Here is a 24,976-nt window from a genome sequence, read left to right as displayed (position 1 = left end):
AACCAGCGTGAAAGTGGGGGACTTGGGTGGTTTGTGCCTGGCGATATAACTGGATTTACCCTCACTACTGGTAATTCCCGAAAAATTCTACCAGCCCGCAAATCTTATCCACTTATCAACTAAGGCAAGCCGGCGCAGTAGCGCAGATTGCCGAAGAACCCATGTTTTTTGGGGGGAACCAAATGAACAGACAGTTTGCAATCATTTTGCTAACCGCTGCCGTTGTGGCATCAGCCACGTCGGCCAGTAACGCCGCCCAGGGCCGCAGCGCTCAGCGCCGTGGGCTCTCAAACGCTGGCCAATCAAAACAGCCAACTACTTCGCAAGCTGCTGCGAATCCTTTCAGTAGTCGGGTGGCGCCACGTCCGAGCACAGGGCATCAGGGCATAGTCCTAGCGAGCGATGAGAATCAGCCAATAGACATTTACAATGAGCCAACCTACGGACAGATGTCCGCTGAGCCTCAATCTTGTAACTTCTATTCAGGCTGCGATTGTACAGGTGATACCTGTTGTGAACCGTGTTGCCCTCCTTGGTGGGCGCATCGCACTGGGGTGTGGGGAGAGTTTCTCTATCTTCAACCGACCGACGCTGATGTGACCCATGCTCAACAGCAAAACGGTATTGGAGGAGCGGGCACCGTTCCCTTCGGCATCATTGATCGGGCAGACCCCGACTACGAACCTGCCTACCGTGTCGGGGCCGATTTCTGTTGTTCTGAATGCTCCAGTGTTTTTGTCTCGTACACACAATTTGAGAGCAGCACTTCGGGAACGCTTGATGCACCAGTTATTCCCGGAGGTGGTGGTGCTGTCGGTTCCCTGGTTCACCATCCGCATGGCTCGGCCATCGCTCGTCCGATCCGCCACGAAGTCGTAGCTCCAGACGTGATTCTGGTAGGCTGGCTTTGGCCGCCGGCTGGGTGTGGAGTCGCTGGAAGATCGGCGGATGTTGGCATTGTCGGCAGCATTGGTTGGTGGCGATTTCATCGTTACGAGTGATGCGGCCGCTGATACAGTCACGATGCAGATTTTGAATCAAGGGCAGGCCAATCAGACTTTACAGGTAAGTGCTCCTGTAGGCAGCAACTTCACTGCACCTGGTATCACCGGTGACGGAACCAACACCATTACAATCCAGACTTCGGCAATCTCTGGCGGTGATATCAATTTCAACATGGGCGACGGTAATGACACCGTTCAAATCCTTGCCACTCCGACGGGCATTACGACCACAGTTGATACCAATTTAGGCGCTGACGATCGAATTTTTGTAGGCAGAAACGCGACTAGCCCCGGTGCAGGAAATCTCAGTAGCCTGCTCGGCAATATTATTACCTTGGACAGCAGTAATTACGACTTGTTCGTGGATAATAGTGGGAATGCTACCAATCGAAATTGGACAATCGATTCTCCAGGCGCAAATCTTGGCCGAATTGGTTTAGCTGGCATCTCAGGCACGATTCGCTACAACTCAGTCGCTGCCGATCTTGTTGAACTCGTTGGGGGTAATGGTAACGATATTTTTACCGTCGATTTTGCAGGTGGAAATCCCAGCGATCCCTTACCGTTTGTCAATTTGGATCTTCGTGGCGGAGGTCAGACGACGAGCGACAGCATTGTCTTGCAAGGGGGTACGGTCAACCAGCTGACGCATACATTTATAAATAACAGCGATGGAACAATTGTCGTTAACGATTTCACGCCCTCGAACGACACGATCCGTTATTTTGGAATGGAGCCGATTATCGACAACTTGGTTGTTGCCAACCGCGTGTTCAACTTTACGGCGGCGTCATCAACAAATATCGCGCTCACCAATGTGAATGCAACGACGACGAGAATTGATTCCAATCAAAGTGAGTCAGTCGATTTTCCTACTCCTTCGGGCTCGCTGACCATCAACCTTGCGAATGTCGCGAACACGGTGAATGTGACATCGTTGGCCACGAACTACAACACGCCCACAAACACGATCAACGGCAATGCGGGCGTGGACATCGTAAACTTTGCCTCCACCACGACGGCCGCACCTTGGAGTGTTAATGGCAACACCGGCAACGACGAAGTCAATCTCAGTCCGACGGCACAGAACCTCGATAATCTGTTGGCGCAAGTCACTTTCGATGGTGGTGCGGACAATGATACGCTACGGGTCTTCGACACGAACGATGCCACGAACAATACCTACACAGTCACTTTTAATTCCATCAATCGTACTGGTTTTGGTGGCGTTCAATACACCACAACAGAATCCATTAACCTTGATGCGGGAACCGGGACCGACACGATCAATGTGACCTCGACCGTCGCGAATGCGACGACCACGATTCGTGGTAATAGCGGTGATGATACCTTTAATATCAGTGCGTCATTACTTGCAGGTACGAACGATTTCTCAGGCAACGCGGGTAACGACACCTTTGAAGCAAATCTCACTAATGGTGCTGGTTTTGCCGTGGCGCTCGCGCTTCATGGCAACACGCAGACCAATGCTGCCAGTGGTGGCCGTGACGTTGTCCGCATCAATGACAACTTTGGTTTTGCTACGCCGAATGTCATCGTGACTTATACGGGTGCAGGCGATGGTAGTGGTGCGACAGTCGCCGGTTTAGGCTCAACTCTCACGGTCGATACCCTCGAAACCATTCGTTACAACGGACAGGGCAACAACGATGCGGTTACGGTGGTGGGAACGGCAGCGGGTGACGACCTAATTACTGCGGCACCAATTTCGGCCAATCGCGGGCTTGTGTTCAACAACGCAACATCCAACGCGAGTGGCCCGTTCAACGGACCTCCCGAGAATTTTGCGACACGCATTCCGGGTGTTTCTGGTGGAAGCGTGCGACCTGATCTCGACCTCAACAGCGTCGCCAATCTCACTGGTTTGACTGTCAGTGATGCGGGGGGCGCGAACGATCGCCTCTTCGTTTATGGAGAAAACACGAACGCTCTGTCCGATGGCAAGACGTTTAATCCGTTTGGATTTGGAGCGGGCCAGATTCTCCCGGCGGTCGCTCAGCCAGGTTCCTTTGATGTGATTGCTGTCACCGAGGCGCGCACCACCGTCGATTCGCTCATAGCGGTGAACTACAACGCGACCGACTTCGCACAAGCGAATCCTGAGATTAGCTCTGCCGTGGTGATCAACTCGGGCTTCGAAGGCAATCCGCCGAACAACGCGGGGGTCGACATTGCCGACGACATATCAGTAACGCTCAGCACCAATTACAAGTTCCAAGTGAACGGCGGCAATCCCGACCCGGCGACGACAAGCATCTTGCCTCCGAATGGAGATCGATTGGCGATTCTCAACGCAGTTCCACCTTTTGCCGAGGTTAAAGTGTGGGCCACGAAGGGGACTGCCACCACCCCGCCAGTTATTTCAATGGATTTCGGCGATGGATTTTTGCCTGTTTCGTATTCTTCCATCGAGAACATGGCACCAATTAGTGCCACAAAGGTCATTCTCATTGGCGATAACAATGATGCATCGCTCGATCAAGCGGATGACTTTGAGGTCGTGGGCACAGGATTTCGCGCTTTTGATCTTGTGATTAACGACAATGCGAACATTCCTTTTGCTAGCAAATTCAAGCTCCAGTTTAATAGCGTTCAATTTTTGAATGTTCTTGGCGACGACGAGGCGCTCACGCCAAGTGCTGGTAACGACATCGATACCCTCGACATCACGCCGTATGCTGACAACACACCACAGGGTTGGGGAATCGATGTGTTCTTCAACGAAGGCAATCCCGCTGGTCAGGATGGTGAGCAGGATCTGTTGATCTATCACACCGCGTTTGGATTGGGTGGTGGAGGTAGCGCATCGGAAAACATTCTCGTACAGCCGTCAGGGCCCGATAACGGCGAACTGCGTGTCACGAATCAAGCATTTAATACGCCGATCGTGGCGATCAGCTACACGGCCAACACGGCCATCCAAATTCTCGACGATGATGGTTCGAACACTGACAATGACGTGATCACGCTGCGCGGCACTAACCCAAATACGCCACAGACAAGTGGCGATGACCGATTTGAAGTGGATTTCGATGCGGCGATGGATATAGCTAATCCGTTGGTCGAAGTTCGCGACAATGCCACGAACGCGATCGTTTACCAGGTGAGGACCATTACCGGCATTCGCACGGTGAACTTTGATCTCGATGCTGGCAACGACGTATTTAACTTCCAAACACCTGCCGCGGCGACGGGCTTTACTTCGGGTATCACGCAAGTAAACGTTTTTGCCGGTGCCGGCGACGACACAATGTTGGTCAACGTCGCGGGTCGACGCATTTGGCGCAACGGTCGCATCTTGTTCGATGGTGGCACTGGCTTCGACCAGATTCGTCTGGAAGGAACTCCGACCGAGGCTGTCGAAACAGTTACCTACACGCCAGGACCGATTGTTGGCAACGGTCAGCTGCGTCATGACGACGATGGTGTCGGAACGTTGCCGAATCAAGTGATCGATTTCATCAGTCTGGAGCCGGTGGTCGACCTCATTCCGGCGGCTACGCTAGTTGTCAACGGAAACGGTGCTGCCAACGCGATTGGCTACACTCAAGGTTCCGTTGCCGCAAATGGTTTGGTCACTATCGACGATCACGAGTCAATTGAGTTCGCGGGAAAGCAGAATTTGACTCTCAATGGGGGATCGGGTAGTGACGAGATCAGCCTCAATAACTCAAGCACACCCACCAACTTGGCATCGATCACTGTCAACGGCAATGATCCCACGGCGAGCGACACGGTCATTGTGAATGGTACCACCGCAGCCAATGCCATCGTTGTCGATCAGCTCACGTCCAGTGGCGCACGAATCACGGGCGCGCAGCCAGTCCCTGTGACTGTTGCGACGACCGAGCATTTGAAAATCGTAGGCTTGGGTGGTGGCGACAGCCTGACCTACACCACGCCTACGGGTCTCGATGACGTTGTCTACACGCCAGGCACATCGACGGATGCGGGAACGATTACCGGCACCGATCAAAGTGGTGCGGGCCAGTTTACGGCGTTTTTGCCACTGTCGTTTTCCAATCTGGGTGGCACGGCGAACACGATCTCGTTTGTCGACGCTGGTGGCGGACGAACCGATCACCTGCAGCTGAATGGCACAAGTGCCAACGACATTTTCAGTGTCACGAGCGCGGGCCAGTTACGAATTGAGACATCCGTATTCGGTGTGTTTCGTACATTGCCAATCAACACGGCGGGCGTGGCGGGTATAACACTGTTGGGTTTGGATGGCGACGACACATTCAATGTCGCTGGCAATCATCCGTTTGCTAATCTTGGTAATGATCCTGGAATTCGAATCGATGGCGGCAATCCGTCGGCAAGCGATATTTTGAATTTCAATGGATCGGGCGCGGCGATTACGACCAACCTTGAAGCCTTGACCATCGCGCAGGCCGGTTCTGGTGCCGTTGCCTTCACTGGCATTGAAACTGTGAACATCGATGCCGAAAACTCCGCACTCACTGTGAATGGCACGGCATCCGACGATATTCTTACCTATACTCCGACGGGTGCGGAAGCTGGTACGTTCACGCTCGATGGTTTGAATACGGTTTTCAACTTCTCGGACCTGTCGACGAGCGTGTTCACTGTGAATCTGTTGGCCGATACAGCCGACGAAGTGATTGTTCAAGGCACGAACAATCACGACGTTATGACGGTCGATGCCCCCAATCGCCGGGTTGATGTCGAGAATGTTTCGGGCACTGTTCTCGCACCAGTCGTACTTGGGGCAACCGTTGAAACCGTGACCGTGAAGTCGCGTCTGGGTAATGATACCATCGTGGTTGTTCCCGCGCCGGCAGCTGGCAACGGCTTGGCAATTAACGTTGATGGTGGCGCGCCCAGTGCGAGTGATAGCCTTGTTGTAGCGTCAGCGATTACGCGTGCTAACGCAAATTCGCCTGTCTCCGATGTCACGCAATTCAACGCTGCCACCGACTTTGTGGTGCAGTATCAGAGCCTCGTGCCTAACCAAGGGCGCATACGCGTCTTCCGAAATGGGACGGCCATGCCTGATATTTCCTACGTCGACTTGGAAACTGTCAGCCCAATTGTCGATCCCAATGCCGACGCTAATACGGGAAATCCTGGGCTGCTGCAACTTGGTCCCGATCGCTATGAAGGCAATGAAACCCGTGCCAATGCGGCCTATTTGGGGTCGGGGAGTGTGATCAACATCACTGACCTCGCAATATTCAGTGAAGGTCGCTTTGTTCCTGCCGATCAGGATTACTTCCGCGTCGTGGCACAAAAAACGGGGATCCTTGATTTCCAAGTTTTCTTTCGCATGTTTAATGCGGCGCTCCTGCCCGCGGGAGGGAACATTAACATTCAAGTGCTCGACTCTGATGGAACTGTCATTACTGGATTCGGAGTGACCGATAGTGATCCCGATGCACGTGTACGCATCCCTGCGGTTGCCGGGCAGTCATATTACTTGCAAGTATTCGGGGCGACTGGCCCCGTGGTCAATGGCTACGATCTGACAATACTGAATGAAGCTCCGCCCGTGCCGTATGACCTCGAACTTGCGGATGTCATCGACGCGAGCACGATTGACGGTTCGACATCCACGACACAGTTTAGTGGTGGCGCGGGACTATCAACGGTAAATGATTTCTACAATGGCAAAGACTTGGTCTTTTTGAGTGGAGCCAACATCGGCCGTCGTGTGCGTATCAATGATTACGTCGGTGCCAATGGCAATTTCACGGTTCAAGCAGGTGTGCTTATCGCTACTCCTGCCGTGGGAGATTCATTCCAGATCGAATCGCACGACACGGGCACTTCGCAACTGGACAATTACACTCGCGATAACACACCGCTGGTCTTCTTCCGGTTGGATGATGCAATCTTCCTGCAGGATCTGCCTGGCAATGCGACACCAGATTCGCCTCCCGATGATGTGATTCCGATCCCATTTATCACGGGCCAATTGGCCACTCCACCCGCCGGAACGGCTGGCTATCGTGTGGCGATTTTCGACAACGGCGATTCTAATCCAGAAAATCCTGATTCTTTACCTCAAGTGCCCATCGGATTTGCTCGCAAATTGGCAGATGGCATCTACGTGTTCGACTTTGATGTCGATGCCCTGAACGGTCCAGGGAATGCGCTGACCTCATTTGCTTTGAGCAATGGCAGCCATTTCTTGAGCGCCCGCGTTCAGATCGTCGATCCTGCAAGCCCAACCCAAACGGCTTGGGGCCCACGCAGCGTTTCGCTCGAGATCGACGTTGATACTGTTCCACCACCAGTTTCGTTTGGCGATGCGGCGATCGTGAACGATGGCCTGCACCCCGATAGTGACAGCTTCGTGCCGGGTGGCGTGCAGACACCAAACAACTTCGACGACAATCAGAATATCAATTCGCGCAGTGATCGGGTGACCAACGATACGACGCCGCAATTCTGGGGAACGGCCGAAGCCAATTCCACGGTTCGTCTATACGTGGATATGAATAATAACAATACCCTCGATCTGGCGACGGACTTGTTCTTGGGCATGAGCGTTGCCATTCCCAATGGCACCAACCAAACTCCGTTCGGCCAATGGACGTTTACGTCGAATATCGATATGAACCGTAGTGATATCGTGACCGCATTGGGACGATACGATGGTTTGCGGAGGATCTTCCTAACTGCCGAGGATACCGCTGGCAACATCACACCTGCCGCGAACGCTGCTCTGTTGAATATCTTCATCGATACGCAGGGCCCGCAGATCACCGGTGTTCAGATTCCGGGGTTCCCAGGCTTCGATTTGTTTGATCCTAAGCCCGCGACAAACGGTTTTACGCCTCTTGTCAATTCGCTTACGATCAATGTCCGCGACCTGCCAAATCGCAGCAACGTCGATCCGAATTTCTTGTATCAAGCCTTGGTCGAAAACATTGCCGAGAATCTTGGTAATTACTCCGTCGTTGGCGATCATGTCGGACAAATCGTGATTCAAAGCATTGTCTGGACACCGGCTCCATTCCCCGCAGCTAACGGTCAACCCGCTACGGGATCGATCACGCTCACCTTCGCCGCACCGCTCCCCGACGATCGCTACACTCTCAAAATTCTCGACGCACTGGTTGACCCCGCCGGCAATAAGCTCGACGGTGAGACCAATGCTGTGCAACCTTTGGAAGATCCCGTTTTCCCGACAGGCGATGATGTTCCCGGTGGCGATTTTGTCGCTCGTTTCACCGTCGATTCACGACCAGAAATCGGCACGTTTGTGTCACAGAATATCTCGGTCGATATCAACGGCAATTCCTTCTGGGATCCAGCCAATGATGAAACAAGCCTTGACGCAGTAAATGTCGATATCTCATTCACGATGGATGCCTTCGAGAACGGCAGTGCAATTCCCGGGAATCAAAGCCCACATGATTTGCTCGTGTCCGGTCGGTTCACGGCAATTGGCACTAACACTCCCAACGCAAGATTCTTCGATCAGTTCGCAACCTATGGCAATTACGCTGGCGTTTTTCAGTGGCTCATCGACTTCGATAGCGATGGAGTTGTCTACGGCAACGGAGATCCCGATGGCGTCAACGATCTGATTGTCAATCAGACCGGGATTGCCAATTTCAATATTTCGGCGGCGGTTCCCATCGCAGGCAATTTCGATAATAACAATGCCAATGGCGATGAAATCGGCTTGTATCATTCCGGTCGATGGGCCATCGATACCAATCACGACTACATCATCGACACTGTTCTCACGGGCAATCTCTTGGGCACACCGATCGTGGGTGACTTTGACGGCAATGGCACGGATGACTTTGCTGTTTTCAATAACAATGTTTTTTCTTTCGGTTTCAATCTCAGCCCCAACAGCAGCACACAAATCGTCTGGGGATTCCCGGGAGTCTTGGATAAACCTGTCGCCGCAGATATGGATCAAGATGGCATCGATGATATTGGGCTGTGGGTCCCCCGCAATTCCGCCGCTACTCCACAATTGAAATCGGAATGGTATTTCCTGATCTCAGATCGGCTGCGCGCGAGTTTAACAGCCGTCACAAGCACGACTCAGTTTACAGCGGCCTCATTGATTGGCAAGCAAATCGCACCAGGCGAATTGTTGGAGTTTACAACCGGTATCAATGTAAGCGTCGTGCGTACGGTGCAATCGTTCAATGCGGCTACCGGCCAAATTGTTTTGACGAATGCGTTGCCTGTCTTGCCTGGCGTGGGGGATATAATCACGGTGGGTGGCGTGGCCAATACGGTTAACAAGCTGAATCATCCGTTCACACCAGTGCCGTTTGGCGCTGACCGTTATGCCGAGTTTGGCGATGACTTTGCAATGCCGATCATTGGGAATTTTGATCCTCCCGTGGCGGCCCAGTTGATTGACAATCAAAATATTGAAGGGGATTACAACGGTGACGGTGGCATCAGTGGCCGAGACTTCCTAATGTGGCAGCGCAGTGTCGGGACAAGCCAAAATATGGCCGCCGACGGCAACGGCGACGGGGTCGTTAACAGTGCTGACTTAACTGTTTGGTCTAACGCTTACTTGGATTCGTCATCTTTTCTCACTGCCGACTTAGATGGTGATTCGGATGTGGATGGCCGTGATTGGTTGGCATGGCAACGTGGCAATTCCACTGCCGCAGCTCTGTCGGAGTGGCAAGCGGAATATGGCACGAGTGGCTCATTGGTTGTCGCTTCGCTAGCTGTGTTGGAAGAAGAATCCGCGATGATATCCAATTTGGCCACGAGCAGCGACGCAGCAGTCAGTGAGTCTTGGGAAACGATTTCCTCATTCTGGATCGACTTACCTCAGCAGTTTCTCGTGACCGAGGATTACTTCGTTGATGATTCAATGTCTGAGGGGTTTCTCGCTATAGATGAGGCTCTTAGCGAACCATTGAACTCATCAGGAACTGATGATGACGCAGACCATCAGTGGATGCTTGATGATGAGGCGAGGAGTGAATTGAGCAGGGACGATTTAGCAACCGATGAAGCATTCGCCGAGCTCGAGCAGATGCTGATTTAGCGATATTTCTCAGTATTTGTATTTGTGACATTTCCCCGAACGATTACTCTCCAATCGCGCCGTCGACAACCTGCACCGTGGCGGCATGGGACACGCGTTGCATGCCCTGGCAATCTACGAGCCAAGAATGGTCGGCACCGAACCTAGTGAACACAAACCACGACTGGCTAATATTGACGTGCGACCGCGAACTCTCGACGAATCCATCGATTGAGGTGAGACGACTCGGAGACTAGTGCGCGTTTGCCAATTCTACGGGAGTTCCGATCCAATAGAGCCGCGCGCCGAGGTTGCAGGCTATCAGACGCAGGAAAAACGAGTTTCCCCACACGGGGTTGCTTTAACCACAACAGCAGCCCAAGCCGACGCTCAATCTCATGAGCGAGTTGCCTAAGTCACTGTTGTCGTTCCACATGAGGTGAACCGAGTTGAGTACGCATCCGGAATGTTCAGATCAGGACACGGAAATCAAGCCGTTGCTGCCCGATCGCCGCAAGCCGTCTCCCAAGTCGGCGTCACCCGCACTCTTGCAAGCCGCACGCACAACTACTCGAATGCTTGAAATGTTCTCGTCGGACTCCAGGCACATTGTGGGTGTAAGATTTATATACTTCGCCTTCGCTGCTGGTAAATTCCTGCCGCTGCCAAGAGCAGCATCGTTGCCGTAGCCGGTTCGGGCACGCTGGTCGTGGCTGGTGGCTGTTGTTGTGCTCCATAGGTATTCTGCCAGTCAGCGAGATCAGTCGCGCTGAGCGGATTTGGTGATTCGCCGCGTTGCCACAGCAGAAAGTCGTAGCCGCTGACATCGCCATCATCGTCGAAGTCCCCGGGCAAGCCAGACCCTGTAAACTCATGCACGGCCATTACGCCGACATAAGGGTAAGCGAAGCCGCAGTAGAGGGACTGGTAGCCGCCGTTGCCAAAGCTCATTCCCCAGTAGCGACCGCCGTCCGCATACAGATCGGTGAAAATGAGGTTGCCCCCGTACACAGTGGAGCCCAAACCCCACGGCCAGTCGTCGCGGTTAGGATAGGCTGCCGACAAGTCGGTGAAGAGCTGGCCCAAGTCACCACTCAAAGCGAGAGGGGTCGGGTCGCCGCTGGCCACGCTCGGCAACCGCCAATCGGCGTAACCCCCTTGTTGCTGTTGGTTGAGGTTCGCGATCCACGTGTTGGCAAACTCGGGATAAGGATAGCTGGAGGCAAAGCCAATGCCATGCAACAGCCACATGCGGGCACCTTGCGTGTCGGTGAGGATCTGCGTGTTCGCGTTGTAAATGAAGACCGCATTGGCCTGGTTAGAAAGCGCGCATCCGACTACCAATACGATTGCCAAAGTTTTGTATTTCATGGTATTTGCCCTCCTGCAGTGACTCGAGCCGACTCCAAAATCCCCCTCCCTTGCAGGGAGAGACTCGGCGAGGGTCAATCAAACCCGCGATCCAAAATCCGACCCTTCCTGGTACTCCTGGGAGGGAGATTTTGGAAATTACCTCAAGTATCTGATAGACGGGCGTCTACTGATTTAGCCGCTTAATTGAGCAGCTGTCACCTCCCATCCAGTCAAGTCGCGAGGAGATAAATGGTCTACCAGTAACTCTAGCCACGAAGCACGCGCGGAGAAAGTCGGCTGCGCAGCCGTCAGCTACCTAGGGGACACTCACCGGTTGTGCGGCGGTGGCAGAGCGGCGGCACTGGGCTGTCGGGTTCCTGACAGAGAAGCACATGGCACTCGGCGATGTGAACGACAAGTTCGACGCGACTTGTCACGTGCAGCTTGTGATAGAGTCGCTCAAGATGCGTGTGTACGGTGTGGGATGAAATTCCGAGCTCTTCGGCGATCGCATCCTGGTGGGCGTCGTCGAAAACGCCTTGCACGATTTGAAGTTCACGTTCGGACAGAGAGAGTCGCTGAGCGATGCAAGACCACACGGCCGAATTGAATAGGCTTCGACCCGACTGTCGAGCATCGCGATGTTCTATCGAGTTCATTTGAGTTGCCTACCGCCCGCCAGAGAATCTGCCATCTGTTGATCCGACATTTCCCGTATGAATTGAACTCATTTTAACTCGCTACGTCCGACCGCGGCAATCGCGAGCGGATTTGATGAGATTTTCCCTGGCCCGTCCGGTTCGAGCGGCAATAGGAAATCAAATCGTCGGCGATCGACATGACTAGGCCGCAAAAACAACCAAGTAGCCGCAATTGCTTTTCACAATAAAAGTTGACCGTGTCTGTCACTTAGGAAATGGATACTTTTCGTGGTCCGATTTGGATACTTTTGGATACTTTTGCGATGGATAAAGTATCCAGGCCGATTTAGAATACCCTATAAATGCAGCGAATAAGCAATGCAGAGACTGGCCAGAATCCCCTGTTAACCGCTGGGTCGTAGGTTCGAGTCCTACCCGGGGAGCTTTTTCTTTTTGGGTGCTACTCAGTAAGCGCCACGTTGGGCATTGAACTTCGAATTGCTATCCCCGCGAGGTTTGCGGATAGCTCAGCCTGCTATCGAAGTGCTTGTCATCTATTCGCTCCCATCACCGAGGGCTTTAATCGGAGTCGAAAAAAAGCACCAGCATCCTAAGTTCGCGCTTGGCCGGCAAAAGTAGCCGAGTTCATAACCAATACGATTATGAACTTCAACACAGTTGATTCCGCTCTTCCATCGGGCGCGACGCACGATATCGCAGCCAAAACCCAACGATCCCGATACACATCACAGTGATATAAGCGACCATTGCCACAAACTCTGCGCGATCATCCTGTCCTGAAGGCACAACTCCTTGCCAAAATCCCCCTGCGCCCTTCAAACCAAGTGACCAATGCCCTGTATTCCAACCTGCGTGCAGGCCTATGGGAATCGCAAGACCTCTGGTCGCTATTGCTGCCATGCCGAATAGTAGACAACCGATGCCCGGCCCTAGAAACGCGCGCTGCCACGACATGCCGCCGAGTCGATGTTCGGCGATAAATACTAATGCTACCATAATCTGGGCAACCCACATTCCGTATGAGCGATCTAGCCGTCGTAGCGGGTAACCATGGAACGCCAATTCTTCTCGGCACGCCAAAAGCACGTATGCGATAGCAAACACTCCCAGTGCGCCAAAGGTTGAATCCTTCGCCATACTCCACTTTACAGGGCCGGCCAACGCGCAAAGAACTGCCCAGGCGCCAAGAATCGCGATGCCAAGAGTAAATCCCAGAATGGCGCGAGGCACGCTCTTACTTGTCAGCGCCGCTCCTACATCGACGAGCCGTAATCGTTCCCATCTGACGAACGCGATCGTGAGTGCGAAGGTCCAAAGGCTTGTAAGTTGGCCGATTGCAAGCTCCGCGGGTATGCCTGAAAATTGCTTGGCGATCGGCGCGGCAAATGCTACGCCAAGGGCGCAAAGAAACATGAAGAGGGCGACACGACCGACAGTGCGGACACCGACCCATTGACTCTCATTCTGAGCTCCAGACATCCCGATTCCTTTGCCATGCCGCGGCTAGGGGACACATGGTTCTAATATAGCGTTGTTCGCCTGCAACCGCGTATGGGTGCCAACCCGTCCAATTTCACGGTGTGAAATGACCCGCGTAGAGTTCTCCGTCGCCTCCAAATGATTGTTTATGGATGATTGATATAGACATGGAAATTCTGGAAACTAACGACGGTTCGTGACGAACGGATCTATTCATAATTTGCCCCGCTTGGCAATAGAGGATGGTGTGTCTTGTGTGCCTAAGATCAAATACGCTTGGTATCTGCTGGTTGCTACTAACTTTCTTCCGCGCAGATCCCAGCCGCTCGTAGTTCTAGACATCGTTGCTCCATCTCGTGTGTGGCGGCGTGCTACAAACATCTTTCCCATTCATTGATTGCTATCGAATCAAATATCCAGATGTTGGCTGGACGCGCGCGTCCGCGCTTCTTGCCTAGTTCGCCACCACCTTGGCAAACTTTGACGGTCCTGCCGGTTGATTGGGTGCTAGTACAAATGGAGTTACCGTCAAAACCGTTGAAATCGTTCTTACTAGCAGCGGATTGACCGATATTTCGAGTATTACCGTCAGAACCAGACCCTTTGGCGCGGATACTCATGACTCAATTGAATTCGCACTCGCCCCTTGCAGGCAGTGCTTCCCGTACTCGTCGTATGCTACTCACCGTGGTTTGCTTGGCCTTTGGGCTGAGCACACTGAGCGGCTGCGTGACGAGCTGCAAAGAATATTTCAAGAACGGTTTCAAGGTTGGTCCCAACTATTGCAAACCAGCAGCCCCTGTGGCCAACGAGTGGATCGACTATCAAGACGGGCGTGTCATCAGCACGCCGCAAGCTCACTGGGCTTGGTGGCGGAATTTCAACGACCCGGTTCTGGACAACTTGGTGCAAACCGCCTCGCAGCAGAATCTCTCGCTGCGTGAAGCGGGCTTTCGCGTGATGGAAGCGCGGGCCCTGCGTTCCTACGCCGTGGGAAATTTGTTTCCTCAATCACAAACCGCGTCGGGTGGATATAGCCGCCAATTGTTGAGCGAACAAGTTGGCTTCGTCGGCGGTGGTGGCGGTGGCTTGGGTGTGCCACGAGAATTCAGCATTTGGAACTTCGGGACTCAATTCGCCTGGGAACTCGACTTCTGGGGCCGATTCCGTCGGTCGATCGAAGCCGCCGATGCCCAATTGGATGCCTCGGTTGAAGGCTACGACGAAGTGCTCGTCGTGTTGATCAGCGACGTCGCGGCGACTTATGTTGAAATTCGCACGCTCGAACAACGGCTCCGCTATGCCGAAGCGAACGTGCGTAACCAAACTGGTTCGATGCGGATCGCGGAAGTCAAAGAACAAGAAGGCGTGTCGAATCGCCTCGACGTGGCCCAGGCGATCACCAATATCGCACAAACGGAAGCCGCGATTCCTCAATTCCAAGCACAACTGCGTCAGGCCGAAAACCGCCTCTGCGTGTTGATGGGCATGCCGCCTCAAGACATTACGGCGATCTTGGCTCGCCAAGTGTCGCAGATTCCTACCGCCCCAGCGGAAGTCGCCGTGGGCATCCCTGCTGACTTGATTCGCCGTCGCCCCGACGTCCGCCGTGCCGAACGGCTCGTGGCGGTGCAAAGCGCGGAAATCGGTATTGCCGAAACTGACTTGTATCCCGCTTTTACGATCAACGGTCAGATTTTTGTGCGTGCGAATCAATTCGAAGACTTGTTCCGTTCCAATGCCACGGGTGGGTCGGTGGGGCCGTCTTTCAACTGGAACATCTTCAACTACGGCCGACTGCGAAGTTTGATCGCCGTGCAAGAAGCCCAGTTCATGCAACAGTTGACCGCGTATCAGCAAACGGTGCTCGATGCGAATCGAGAAGCCGAAGATGCGATCATTGCCTTCTTGCAAGCTCAAGAGCAAGTCAAGATTCTGGAAACGGGTGCTGCCGCCGCAGTCGAATCACGTGATCTTGTGAACGACTTGTATGAAGGTGGCCGGGCCGACTTCGGTCGTGTGTTCGTGGCTGAATTGTTCCTCGTGCAGCAACAAGATGCCTTGGCCGTTGCTCAGGGCGAGGTGGCTCGCAGCTTGGTCAACATCTATCGGGCCTTGGGTGGTGGTTGGCAGTTGCGGTTGCAACCGTTGCCGCCGCTGGATGTCGTGGACGTGCCGGCTGCCGTCGAACCGGAACCGTTGCCGGAAATCCCACAACCGCTGCCGGCCGATTTGCCTGAGACGCTTAAGCTCGAAGAAGAAACCATGAACACGAATCCTTAAGAACACGAGCACAGATATGTTGATTGAAATGAAAAACTTGCGTCGACTGTTGCTGATTGTGCTCTTGGGCTTATTGGTCCTACCCACAGCAGCGCGAGCTGAAGAAGAGGAAGTCCCTGCCGTGCGTAGTTGCTTTACGCCGCATTTTCTTTGCCTTTGCCCAACTTATTGTCCCAAGCCAATGCCTTGCCAAGACTGCTGCTACAACTGCTGTTGCGATGACTACTGCCAGAAGCCAATACCCTGCCAGGATTGTTGTTACAACTGCTGTTGCGATGACTATTGCAAGAAGCCTTGCCCCACGTGCATACCCCGGGCTTTGTGCGGACCTTTTGGAATCTGCCGCGAACCGACGAAGAGTCCGTTCGTGTGGAGATAGTTGAAGCAGTTCTTAGGCAGAGTTTTCCGGCGCGAGCAGGCCGTTGAAAAACATGTCGAACATCGCCGCAGCCTGATCGGCGATTGGTTTGCGATTCCCTTCGAAGTAGTTGAAGAACATCGCGCCAAACACAAACCGCGAAAGCGTGTCTTGAATCTGCGGCACGGGCAAGTCGCGGATCGTCCCCGCGTCGATCATTTCTTGCAGCCGCTGCCCCCATTCGCGCTTGCGTTCGTCGTCGTGCTCAAAGAACAACGACGGCCGGCGATCGCGAAAGAGTGCCCGCTCTTCAATCAGCAGCTCAACGACTTCGGGATGCGCGTCGAAGAACTCCAAAATGGCCGTCATGCAGATGCGAAGCTGAGCAAGCGGTTCGATGGTCGGATGCTTGCTGGCATCGACGGCGCTTATTAATTTGTCGCGCGCGTGCTTCACCGTGGCCAGGAACAACGCTTCCTTATTACCGAAGTGACGGTAAACGGTCCCTTTTCCCACGCCGACTTGGTCGGCAATCACCTGGACGTCGGTCTGGGCAAACCCCTGCGAGGCAAACGCTTGCACCGCGGCGTCGAGGATTTCCTGCGACCGCTTCGCGGTGGGTGCGAGTTCTGAGGATTCGGCGGGAGTTTGTGAAACAGCCATGTTAGTGCGAACCACGTTCTAGTAGGCCAAGTCGTGGTGAACCAAGGGAAAAGCCCAAGGGTCCCTGCTGGCGACAACAGCCAGCAAAATTGCGGAAAATACCGCCCCCAAATGTGAGTTGTCACCACAATAGTACGCTGGACGGGCGCGCCCGTCCAGCATAAACTAGACTACAGATGAGGCAAAAGCTAACGATTAGCTCATTAATGAATCCCGCTGCCCAAACACCCACCCCTAGCGGGCTACTCTTAGAAAATAGCATTCTCTCAATGGACAATTCTTCCATGGAACAAGACTCCTTGGACACAGAAATTCTGAAACCGCTGCCAGTAGGCACCGGCATGGTTGTCGTGCTCGTGCTTTTTGGGCTCGTCGGTTGCGGCCAACCCAACACATACGCCCCACCGCCACCACCGGCTGTGAGTGTCGAAAAGCCCATTGAACGTGAAATCGTGCAAGAACTTGAGTTCACCGGCACGACCCGCGCGACTGAATCTGTTGAAATTCGCGCTCGCGTCAACGGTTATCTGCAAGAGATCAATTTTGAAGATGGTGCGAACGTCAAAGCGGGCGATGTGCTGTTTGTGATTGAAGCCGCGCCGTTTCAAGCGGCCCTCGACCTCGCGAAGGCGACTCTCCAAAAAGCCGAGGCTTCGCTTGCCCTCGCCGAAGCGGAACTTGCTCGCACGCAGCCACTCGTGGCTCGCGGTGCACTTTCTGAGAATGAACTCGATGTTAAGAAAGCCGACGTGGCCACCGCCAAGGCTGATGTTGCGTCGGCGAATGCCACTATCCGTCAGGCCGAACTTAACTTGGGCTACACGCAGGTGAAGTCCCCTTTCAGCGGACGCGTTTCGCGACACATGGTCGATATCGGGAATCTCGTGACCGCGGAATCCACGGTTCTTACCCGTGTGGAAGTTGTGGATCCGATCCACGCTTATTTTTCAGTCAGTGAGAGTGATGTGTTGAAGCTCTTGCAAGGCGAGAACGACAACGCTGCTACAAATCATCAAATTCAGCCCAAGGTTTATATGGGGCTAACCGACGCAGGTGGCTTTCCTTACGAAGGCCGTCTCGATTTTTCCGAGTTGGGTGTCGATTCGCAAACAGGTACGCAAATGCGTCGCGCGGTATTTCCGAATCCCGATGGCCAACTGCTGCCGGGACTTTTTGTGCGGCTCCGTTTGCCCGTGGGAAGTCCCAAACCGAAGTTGCTCGTTCCTGATCGCGCGATTGCGACCGATCAACGGGGCGAATACGTGTTGGTTGTGAACGACAAAAATGTCGTGGAATATCGTCCCGTGCAACTCGGCACGCGCGTGAAGGAAATGCGCGTGGTGAATGAAGGCCTCAACCTCGACGATTGGGTCGTGGTCAACGGTTTGCAGCGGGCTCGTCCCGGCGCGCCGGTGAATCCCGAGAAGCAAGAAAACGTCGCCAAGGCGGATAAGGACGCGAACAAAACAACCGCCGCGGGCCTGCCTGGTACAGAATCGGGCTTGTCTGCCACGGAATCAGAGCTTGCAAGCACGAAGTCCCCCAAAGCCGTGGGGAAATAAAACTCCGTGTTAAGCCGCTTCTTTATCGACCGACCGATCTTTGCCAATGTCATCGCGATTGTCACGATGATTCTTGGTGCCGTGGCCATTTTCGGTCTGCCTATCGAGCAATATCCGGACGTCACCCCACCGACCGTGGTGGTGACCGCCGTCTACCCGGGTGCGAATGCCCAGGTTGTGTCTGACACCGTGGCTTCGCCGATCGAGCAGCAAGTCAACGGCGTGGAAAACATGCTCTACATGTCGTCGGTTTGTTCCAGCGACGGCACTTACTCGTTGACGGTCACATTTGAAATCGGCACCGACTTGGATCAAGCCCAGGTGCTTGTGCAAAACCTCGTCGCTGTCGCCGAACCACAAACGCCCGAAGAAGTCCGCCGTCAGGGGATCACGGTCAAAAAGCAATCGACCGCGATCGTGATCGTGGCGAGCCTCACTTCGGAAAACAATCGCTACAGCTCGTTGTTTTTATCGAACTATGCCAACCTGCGGATGCGCGACGAACTGAGCCGGGTGCCGGGCGTGGGTGGCGTGACGATCTTTGGCGGCAACAACTATTCGATGCGGGTGTGGCTGGACCCCGAGAAGCTCAAATCGCGTAATTTGACGGTGCAGGACGTTTACGCGGCGATTCAGGAGCAGAACGTTCAAGTCGCGGCAGGGCAAGTCGGTCAACCGCCTTCACCAAACACGCTTGAGTTTCAATACATCGTTTCGGCGTTGGGTCGTCTGAGTAATCCCGAGCAATTCGAGAACATCGTCGTCAAGGCGAGCGAAGATGGTCGCGTTACGTATCTCAAAGACATCGCACGGGTAGAGTTGGGTGCGCAGAGTTACGACCAATACGCCGAGAAGGGTGGCGTTCCCTCGGCAAGCCTCGGTGTTTATCAACTTCCCGGCGCCAATGCCTTGGCTGTTGCCGAAGGGGTTCGAGAAGCCGTTGGCCGGATGCAGGAATCATTCCCCGAAGGCATGCTGGTCGACTTCCCGCTTGATACGACGGCCTTCGTCGAAGCCTCGATTGAATCGGTGTATCACACGATCATCGAAGCGGGTGTTTTGGTTCTCATCGTGATCTTGATCTTTTTACAAGATTGGCGGGCCGTGCTTGTGCCGGCCACGACCGTTCCCGTGACCATCATCGGCGCGTTCGCCGCGATGTTTATCATGGGCTTTTCGGTGAACATGCTCACGCTGTTTGGCTTGGTGCTCGCCATCGGTATCGTCGTCGACGATGCGATCGTGATCGTCGAAGCCGCGGCTCATCATATCGAACGCGGCATGGAGCCGCGCGAAGCCACGATCCGCGCGATGGAACAAGTGTTGGGGCCGATCATCGGCATCACGCTGGTGTTGATGGCCGTGTTTCTTCCGACGGCATTTCTGGGTGGTATCACGGGCCAGTTGTATCGACAGTTCGCGCTCACGATTGCCGCGACAGCACTCATCAGTGCCATCAACGCGGTGACGCTCAAACCGGCTCAATGTGCGACCTATTTGCGTAAGCCCTCCGAACACAAGAACTGGTTCTATCGCGGTTTCAACTACGTCTACAGTAAGTTCGAGCGCGTTTATGTGGCCATCGTTCGCGGGTTGCTGCGGGTCAAATGGGTCACGATGCTGGTGTTTGTCGGCTTGGTGGGATTCACAGCTTGGTGGTATGGCCGCGTACCGACGGGCTTCTTGCCAGTTGAGGATCAGGGCTACATCATCGCGAGCATTCAGCTCCCCGATGCCGCCTCGCAGTCTCGGACCAAAGAAGTGACTGATCGGGTGAATAAGATTCTGGCCAACACACCGGGCATCGCCACGTGGTTTAATATCGGCGGCATGTCGTTGGTCGACGGCAGCGCGGCGTCGAACGCGGCGACGATCTTCATGCGATTTGAGGATTGGGATGAGCGGGAAGATCCCAGTTTGAGTTTGCAGGGAATCTTGGGCAATTTGATGGGGCAGTTTTCCCAAATCAAGGAAGCGCAGATCTTTGCGTTCCCGCCCCCCGCGATTCGCGGTCTCGGGTTCCGTAGTGGTTTCCAAATGCAAGTCGAAGATCGTACCGGCGTTGGCTTGGGCGAATTGCAGTCAGCCGTGGGGCGTATCGTAGAGACGGCTACAGGACAAACGAATGCTGAAGGGCAAGCACAACTTGCTGGCGTCAATTCATCCTTCCGCGCCGGTGTGCCACAATTGTATATCGATATTGACCGCGTGAAGGTCAAAACGCTCAACGTTCCCTTGTCGGCCGTGTTTGGCGCTTTGCAGACCTATCTTGGCTCGGCGTATGTGAACGACTTCAATAAGTTTGGCCGGACCTTCCAGGTGCGATTGCAAGCAGAAGAGGATTTTCGACTTGATCCGCGTGATATCGAACGTCTCGAAGTTCGCAACACGCGAGGGCAGATGATTCCGCTGGGCTCGGTGATCAAAGTGAAGCGTTCGTTCGGCCCGCAGATTATTCAACGTTATAACTTGTATCCGACGGCTGCGATTCGGGGTGAGCCCGCCCCCGGTGTAAGCTCTGGTGAAGCACTGACCATCATGGAACAGATCGCGCGAGCCGAGTTGCCCGACACGATGGGTTACGATTGGACCGGCGAATCGTTCCAAGAAAAACGTATCAGCGGGCAGGCCATGTGGGTCTTTGCTTTTGCCGTGTTGCTCGTGTATTTGGTCCTTGCGGCTCAGTACGAAAGCTGGATTCTCCCGGCGGCAGTGATCTTGGTGGTGCCGTTGGGATTGTTGGGCTCGGTCGCCGCGGTTTCATTGCGCGGCATGGATAACAATATCTACACGCAGATTGGCATCGTGCTGATTATCGCACTGGCCAGCAAAAATGCGATTTTGATCGTCGAGTTCGCTCGTGATTTACGCAAAGAAGGTCATTCGATTTATGATGCGACCGTCGAAGCCGCGCGGCTTCGATTCCGACCGATTCTCATGACGTCATTCGCGTTTATCTTGGGCGTCGCGCCGTTGGTGTGGGCCACGGGCGCGGGGGCGGCTGGTCAACAAGCGCTAGGTACGGCCGTGTTTGGCGGCATGATCACGTCGACGGTGCTGGCCGTGTTCTTCACGCCGGTTTTCTTCTTGCTGCTGCAATCCTTCTCGGAATGGTGGTCGCCACCCAAGCCGGTGCCAATCTCGGCTGATATCTGAGCAACTGACGATTGCCTCTCCACGTACCAGAGTTGGTGGCATTTCTCCGGTAATAATTGCGATTTCTTCCGCATTAACCCGTAAATCTCGGGAGAACGGCGAATTTAGGGTTACTTCTCCCGGTTTCAATCGGCATAGAGATTGCTACGATTGAGGCTTACCCATGCGGGACTTTATTGCACTTATGGAAGGGATGCGATCATGCAGCAATCCAAATATGCCGCGGAAACGATCAACGTCACCAAATCATTCAGCACGGGGGAAGTGGCCGTGCAAGCCGTCCGCGGCATCAATTGCGCGATTCATACTGGAGAATTAACCGCGATTGTGGGTCCTTCGGGCTGCGGCAAAAGCAGCTTGCTGAGCATGCTAGGCGCGATTGATACCCCCACCACAGGCCAAGTATTTGTGGGTGGAGTCGACATCGCGAGCCTCACCGATTTTGATCGCACGCTACTTCGCCGCCGCGAAATTGGTTTTGTGTTTCAGGCGTTTAATCTGATGCCGACGCTCACCGCGCTTGAGAATGCCGCGTTGCCCTTGGAGCTTGACGGCATCAGCGAACGGGAAGCCAAAGAACGCGCTCAAGCGGGTTTGGAACAAGTGGGGCTGGGTAAACGTGTCGATCATCTTCCCAGCATGCTATCGGGGGGCGAGCAGCAACGCGTCGCCGTGGCTCGAGCGCTCGTGACCAATCCGACTCTGTTACTCGCTGACGAACCGACGGGCAATCTCGACAGCGCGGGAGGCCAACAAGTCATGCGATTACTTCGCGATTTGGTGGTCGATCACGGGCAAACCGTCATCATGGTCACCCACGATAGCGAAATTGCCGCGACGGCGGACCGAGTGCTGCACATGCGTGATGGATTGATTGCCGAGGACGCCCGACCCGAAGCGGAAGAGAACGCACAGATTGTGGGGGCCAAGTAAATATGCTTTATCGAAAACTAGGAATTCGAGAAGCACGCAAACATCCGGGCCGCGCGATTCTGACACTTGCCAGTGTTGCTATCGGTGTTGCCGCCGTGGTGGCCGTGACTTTCACGACTCGTTCAACCGGCAAAGCCTTCGATCAGATTTTCGAATCGCTCGCGGGCAAGGCATCGTTAGAAGTCGCCGCACCGATTGGTCAATCGATTCCTGCCACGCTGGTGGACACCATCACCAAAGTCCCCGGCGTGGAAGCAGTTGCGCCTCGATTGCAACGGCCTGCCGTGCTCTATGCGGGTGACGAGCGCGTGCAGCTAGTTGCCGCGGCGGTCGACCCAGCACGCGATGGGGATGTGCATGATTATGAAATCGTCGACGGTAAGCCCCTTGAATCTGAAGGCGTGTTGCTCAACAAGCTTTTAGCGGAAAACCTAGGTGTTAAAGTCGGCGACGAAGTCTTTTTGCTTACCCGCAGCGGACGCGTCGGTGTGAATGTCGTGGGGCTCTTCACTTCCAACACCGCTTCGATTTCGATCCAAGGGGCAGGGCTCCTCATGCCGCTCGCCAAGGGTCAGCAATGGTTCCGCGCGCCGCGTCGGCTCGACGTGATTCAAATCGTGATGACTCCCGATGCCGATGAAGTAGCCTTGCGTGCAGCGATTGAAGCCGTCTTGCCCGAGTCCGCGGAATTGCGCAACCCAGCTGGCCGCAGCGCGATGGCTCAAGAAACGGTGCTGTCAACGAATCAAGCATTGATCATGGCACGGGCGTTTATCTTGCTGGTAGCCGTGTTTGTCATTACGAACACGTTCTTGATCAGCGTCACACAGCGCCGTCGGCAATTAGGCATCATGCGCGCGATTGGTGGTACGCGGCAGCAGATCGCCACCCTGGTGATGACCGAAGCCGCGGTAATGGGTGTGCTGGGAACGATACTTGGATGCGCACTCGGCGTGTTCATCGCTCGTTACCTCAACGTCGCGATGGGGGCCATCTACGAAACAACATTGCCGCCGATTCAATTGACCCCAACTCCTTTCATTTTGGCGGCCATTTTTGGAATCGGCATGTCGCTGGCCGGCGCGGCGCTCCCCGCGTTCAAGGCCGCGCGGCTGGCTCCGCTTGATGCGTTACGGTCGGTCCTGCCCGATGAAATCGAAGGCTCGTCGAAATGGTTTGTGGTGACCGGGATTATCACAGTGATCATCTCTGGAATTCTGCTGTTCTTGAGCATCACGGGACGAGTTTCTCAGGTCGTGGCCGTCTTGTCGGGGGTGGCGGGTCTTGTCGGTCTGGTGTTGATCTTGCCGGTGGGGCTGCCCATTATCACGGCCGCCGTGGCGAAACTTTTGCCGCGACGCATGCGCGTGGAAGGCCGCATCGCGAGTCGGCAACTGCTGATTCATCGCTCGCGCACAACATTGACCGTGGGTGTGGTATTCATCGCGGCCAGCGCGGCGTTGGGCCTTGCAAACACTGTGCTCGACAACGTGCAAGACATTCGCGATTGGTATAGGAAAACGCTGATCGCCGACTTCTTTATCCGGGCCACAATGCCTGACATGGCTACGGGTCTCGCGGCGGATCTTCCTGACGGACTAGGCGCTGAGCTTTTGGCTGTGGATGGCGTCGAGGGGATCGACGCGATCCGACTTGTGAATGCCAAAGTTGGCGATCAGAACATCATTCTCATCGTGCGTGGATTTGAAGACTCGGCGCTCCAGCAGTTTGACATCGTGCAAGGGGACGAGGATACGATTCGCCAAAGTCTGGCGGACGGGGAAGTCGTGATTGGCTCGGTCTTGGCAGAACGGTCCAATCTCAAAATTGGCGATGAAGTGCCCCTGGAAACAGATAGTGGCGTGAAACCATTTCGCGTCGCGGCCATTGTGACCGAGTACCAAGCCGGCGGTTTAACGGTGTACATGGATAGCGCGACAGCGGAAAAAGAACTCGAGATCGGTGGCGTGGATGTTTTCGTCGTCAAAGTCGACCACGCCCAGATCGACAAGGTGCGTGCGAACTTGCTGAACGTGACTCAAGATCATGGACTGATTTTGCAGTCCTTCTCCGAACTCCAAGGACAAATCGATGGCATGATGTCGGGCATCGATGCCGGCTTATGGGGCATGGTGGCACTGGGATTGTTGGTCGCCACGTTCGGCGTTGTGAATACCCTCATGATCAGCGTCCTCGAGCAAACATTCGAGTTTGGACTCCTCAGAGTGATCGCCGCTTCACGGGGTCAGATTCGCAAGGTGATCTTTGCCCAAGCGCTGATCATTGCCTTGATGGCGATGCTCCCCGCCGTGATAGCGGGGCTGGGGATCGCTTATCTGATCAATTTGGCCACCTACGGCGTCACCGGGCACGTGATCGAATTCCAATTCCATCCGTATTTGACTGTCGGCGCATTTTTGGCGGGACTGGTGACAATCGTGATCGCCGCCTGGATTCCCGCGGAACGCGCCTCGCGCGTGCCGTTGGGTGGCATGCTCCGCGTGAGTTGATGC

At 54.5% G+C, this 24,976-nt stretch carries 12 protein-coding genes; 7 read left to right on the top strand and 5 right to left on the bottom strand.

What is annotated here, in order from left to right:
- Positions 1 to 182 precede the first annotated feature (182 nt).
- On the top strand, positions 183 to 1,001 hold the full coding sequence (locus tag SH678x_RS13945) for a hypothetical protein (protein WP_496919070.1): 819 nt from the start codon (positions 183 to 185) through the stop codon (positions 999 to 1,001).
- A complete protein-coding gene (locus SH678x_RS13940; RefSeq protein WP_496919069.1) occupies positions 949 to 10,035 on the top strand; it encodes a dockerin type I domain-containing protein in 9,087 nt (3,028 codons plus the stop codon). Before SH678x_RS13945 ends, SH678x_RS13940 begins: the two co-directional genes overlap by 53 nt.
- A gap of 603 nt (positions 10,036 to 10,638) precedes the next feature.
- Here the strand turns inward: SH678x_RS13940 and SH678x_RS13935 are convergent.
- The 4 genes from SH678x_RS13935 to SH678x_RS13920 form a co-directional block, all read right to left on the bottom strand.
- Positions 10,639 to 11,385 (bottom strand): hypothetical protein, encoded by a 747-nt coding sequence (locus tag SH678x_RS13935; protein ID WP_496919068.1) that lies wholly within the window; start codon positions 11,383 to 11,385, stop codon positions 10,639 to 10,641.
- 290 nt (positions 11,386 to 11,675) lie between these two features.
- Complete coding sequence (locus SH678x_RS13930; protein ID WP_496919067.1) at positions 11,676 to 12,026, bottom strand: helix-turn-helix domain-containing protein; 351 nt, start codon at positions 12,024 to 12,026, stop codon at positions 11,676 to 11,678.
- A gap of 651 nt (positions 12,027 to 12,677) precedes the next feature.
- Positions 12,678 to 13,508, bottom strand: a complete 831-nt coding sequence (locus SH678x_RS13925; protein ID WP_496919066.1) for a CPBP family intramembrane glutamic endopeptidase — start codon at positions 13,506 to 13,508, stop codon at positions 12,678 to 12,680.
- Positions 13,509 to 13,879: 371 nt separating this feature from the next.
- Positions 13,880 to 14,128, bottom strand: coding sequence for a hypothetical protein (locus SH678x_RS13920; protein WP_496919065.1), 249 nt, complete (start codon positions 14,126 to 14,128; stop codon positions 13,880 to 13,882).
- Here SH678x_RS13920 and SH678x_RS13915 point away from each other — a divergent pair.
- Positions 14,127 to 15,791 carry an efflux transporter outer membrane subunit gene (locus SH678x_RS13915; RefSeq protein ID WP_496919064.1) on the top strand — a complete coding sequence of 555 codons (1,665 nt, stop codon included), beginning with the start codon at positions 14,127 to 14,129 and terminating at the stop codon, positions 15,789 to 15,791. The two genes, SH678x_RS13920 and SH678x_RS13915, sit on opposite strands and share 2 nt — an antisense overlap.
- Positions 15,792 to 16,182: 391 nt before the next feature.
- Here SH678x_RS13915 and SH678x_RS13910 read toward each other — a convergent pair whose 3' ends face one another.
- On the bottom strand, positions 16,183 to 16,812 hold the full coding sequence (locus SH678x_RS13910; protein ID WP_496919063.1) for a TetR/AcrR family transcriptional regulator: 630 nt from the start codon (positions 16,810 to 16,812) through the stop codon (positions 16,183 to 16,185).
- A gap of 284 nt (positions 16,813 to 17,096) precedes the next feature.
- Here SH678x_RS13910 and SH678x_RS13905 point away from each other — a divergent pair, with 284 nt between their 5' ends.
- From SH678x_RS13905 to SH678x_RS13890, 4 genes are all read left to right on the top strand, one after another.
- A complete protein-coding gene (locus SH678x_RS13905; protein WP_496919062.1) occupies positions 17,097 to 18,374 on the top strand; it encodes an efflux RND transporter periplasmic adaptor subunit in 1,278 nt (425 codons plus the stop codon).
- Between the two features lie 6 nt (positions 18,375 to 18,380).
- Entirely contained in the window at positions 18,381 to 21,530 is a 3,150-nt protein-coding gene (locus tag SH678x_RS13900) for an efflux RND transporter permease subunit (protein ID WP_496919061.1), read from the top strand.
- A 201-nt stretch (positions 21,531 to 21,731) separates the two neighbouring features.
- Positions 21,732 to 22,463, top strand: coding sequence for an ABC transporter ATP-binding protein (locus SH678x_RS13895; RefSeq protein ID WP_496919060.1), 732 nt, complete (start codon positions 21,732 to 21,734; stop codon positions 22,461 to 22,463).
- 2 nt (positions 22,464 to 22,465) lie between these two features.
- Complete coding sequence (locus SH678x_RS13890; RefSeq protein ID WP_496919059.1) at positions 22,466 to 24,973, top strand: ABC transporter permease; 2,508 nt, start codon at positions 22,466 to 22,468, stop codon at positions 24,971 to 24,973.
- The last annotated feature ends 3 nt before the right edge of the window (positions 24,974 to 24,976 follow it).

It is taken from the genome of Bythopirellula superficialaquae, from assembly GCF_059632245.1.
The sequence above is the reverse complement of the archived record's forward strand: the minus strand, read 5'-3'. Positions and strand labels throughout refer to the sequence as shown.

Bases quoted from the DNA above. Each gene is read 5' to 3' on its own strand.
- SH678x_RS13945 (WP_496919070.1), top strand. From the start codon at position 183: ATGAACAGACAGTTTGCAATCATTTTGCTAACCGCTGCCGTTGTGGCA.
- SH678x_RS13940 (WP_496919069.1), top strand. From the start codon at position 949: ATGTTGGCATTGTCGGCAGCATTGGTTGGTGGCGATTTCATCGTTACG.
- SH678x_RS13935 (WP_496919068.1), bottom strand. From the start codon at position 11,385: ATGAAATACAAAACTTTGGCAATCGTATTGGTAGTCGGATGCGCGCTT.
- SH678x_RS13930 (WP_496919067.1), bottom strand. From the start codon at position 12,026: ATGAACTCGATAGAACATCGCGATGCTCGACAGTCGGGTCGAAGCCTA.
- SH678x_RS13925 (WP_496919066.1), bottom strand. From the start codon at position 13,508: ATGTCTGGAGCTCAGAATGAGAGTCAATGGGTCGGTGTCCGCACTGTC.
- SH678x_RS13915 (WP_496919064.1), top strand. From the start codon at position 14,127: ATGACTCAATTGAATTCGCACTCGCCCCTTGCAGGCAGTGCTTCCCGT.
- SH678x_RS13920 (WP_496919065.1), bottom strand. From the start codon at position 14,128: ATGAGTATCCGCGCCAAAGGGTCTGGTTCTGACGGTAATACTCGAAAT.
- SH678x_RS13910 (WP_496919063.1), bottom strand. From the start codon at position 16,812: ATGGCTGTTTCACAAACTCCCGCCGAATCCTCAGAACTCGCACCCACC.
- SH678x_RS13905 (WP_496919062.1), top strand. From the start codon at position 17,097: ATGGAACAAGACTCCTTGGACACAGAAATTCTGAAACCGCTGCCAGTA.
- SH678x_RS13895 (WP_496919060.1), top strand. From the start codon at position 21,732: ATGCAGCAATCCAAATATGCCGCGGAAACGATCAACGTCACCAAATCA.
- SH678x_RS13890 (WP_496919059.1), top strand. From the start codon at position 22,466: ATGCTTTATCGAAAACTAGGAATTCGAGAAGCACGCAAACATCCGGGC.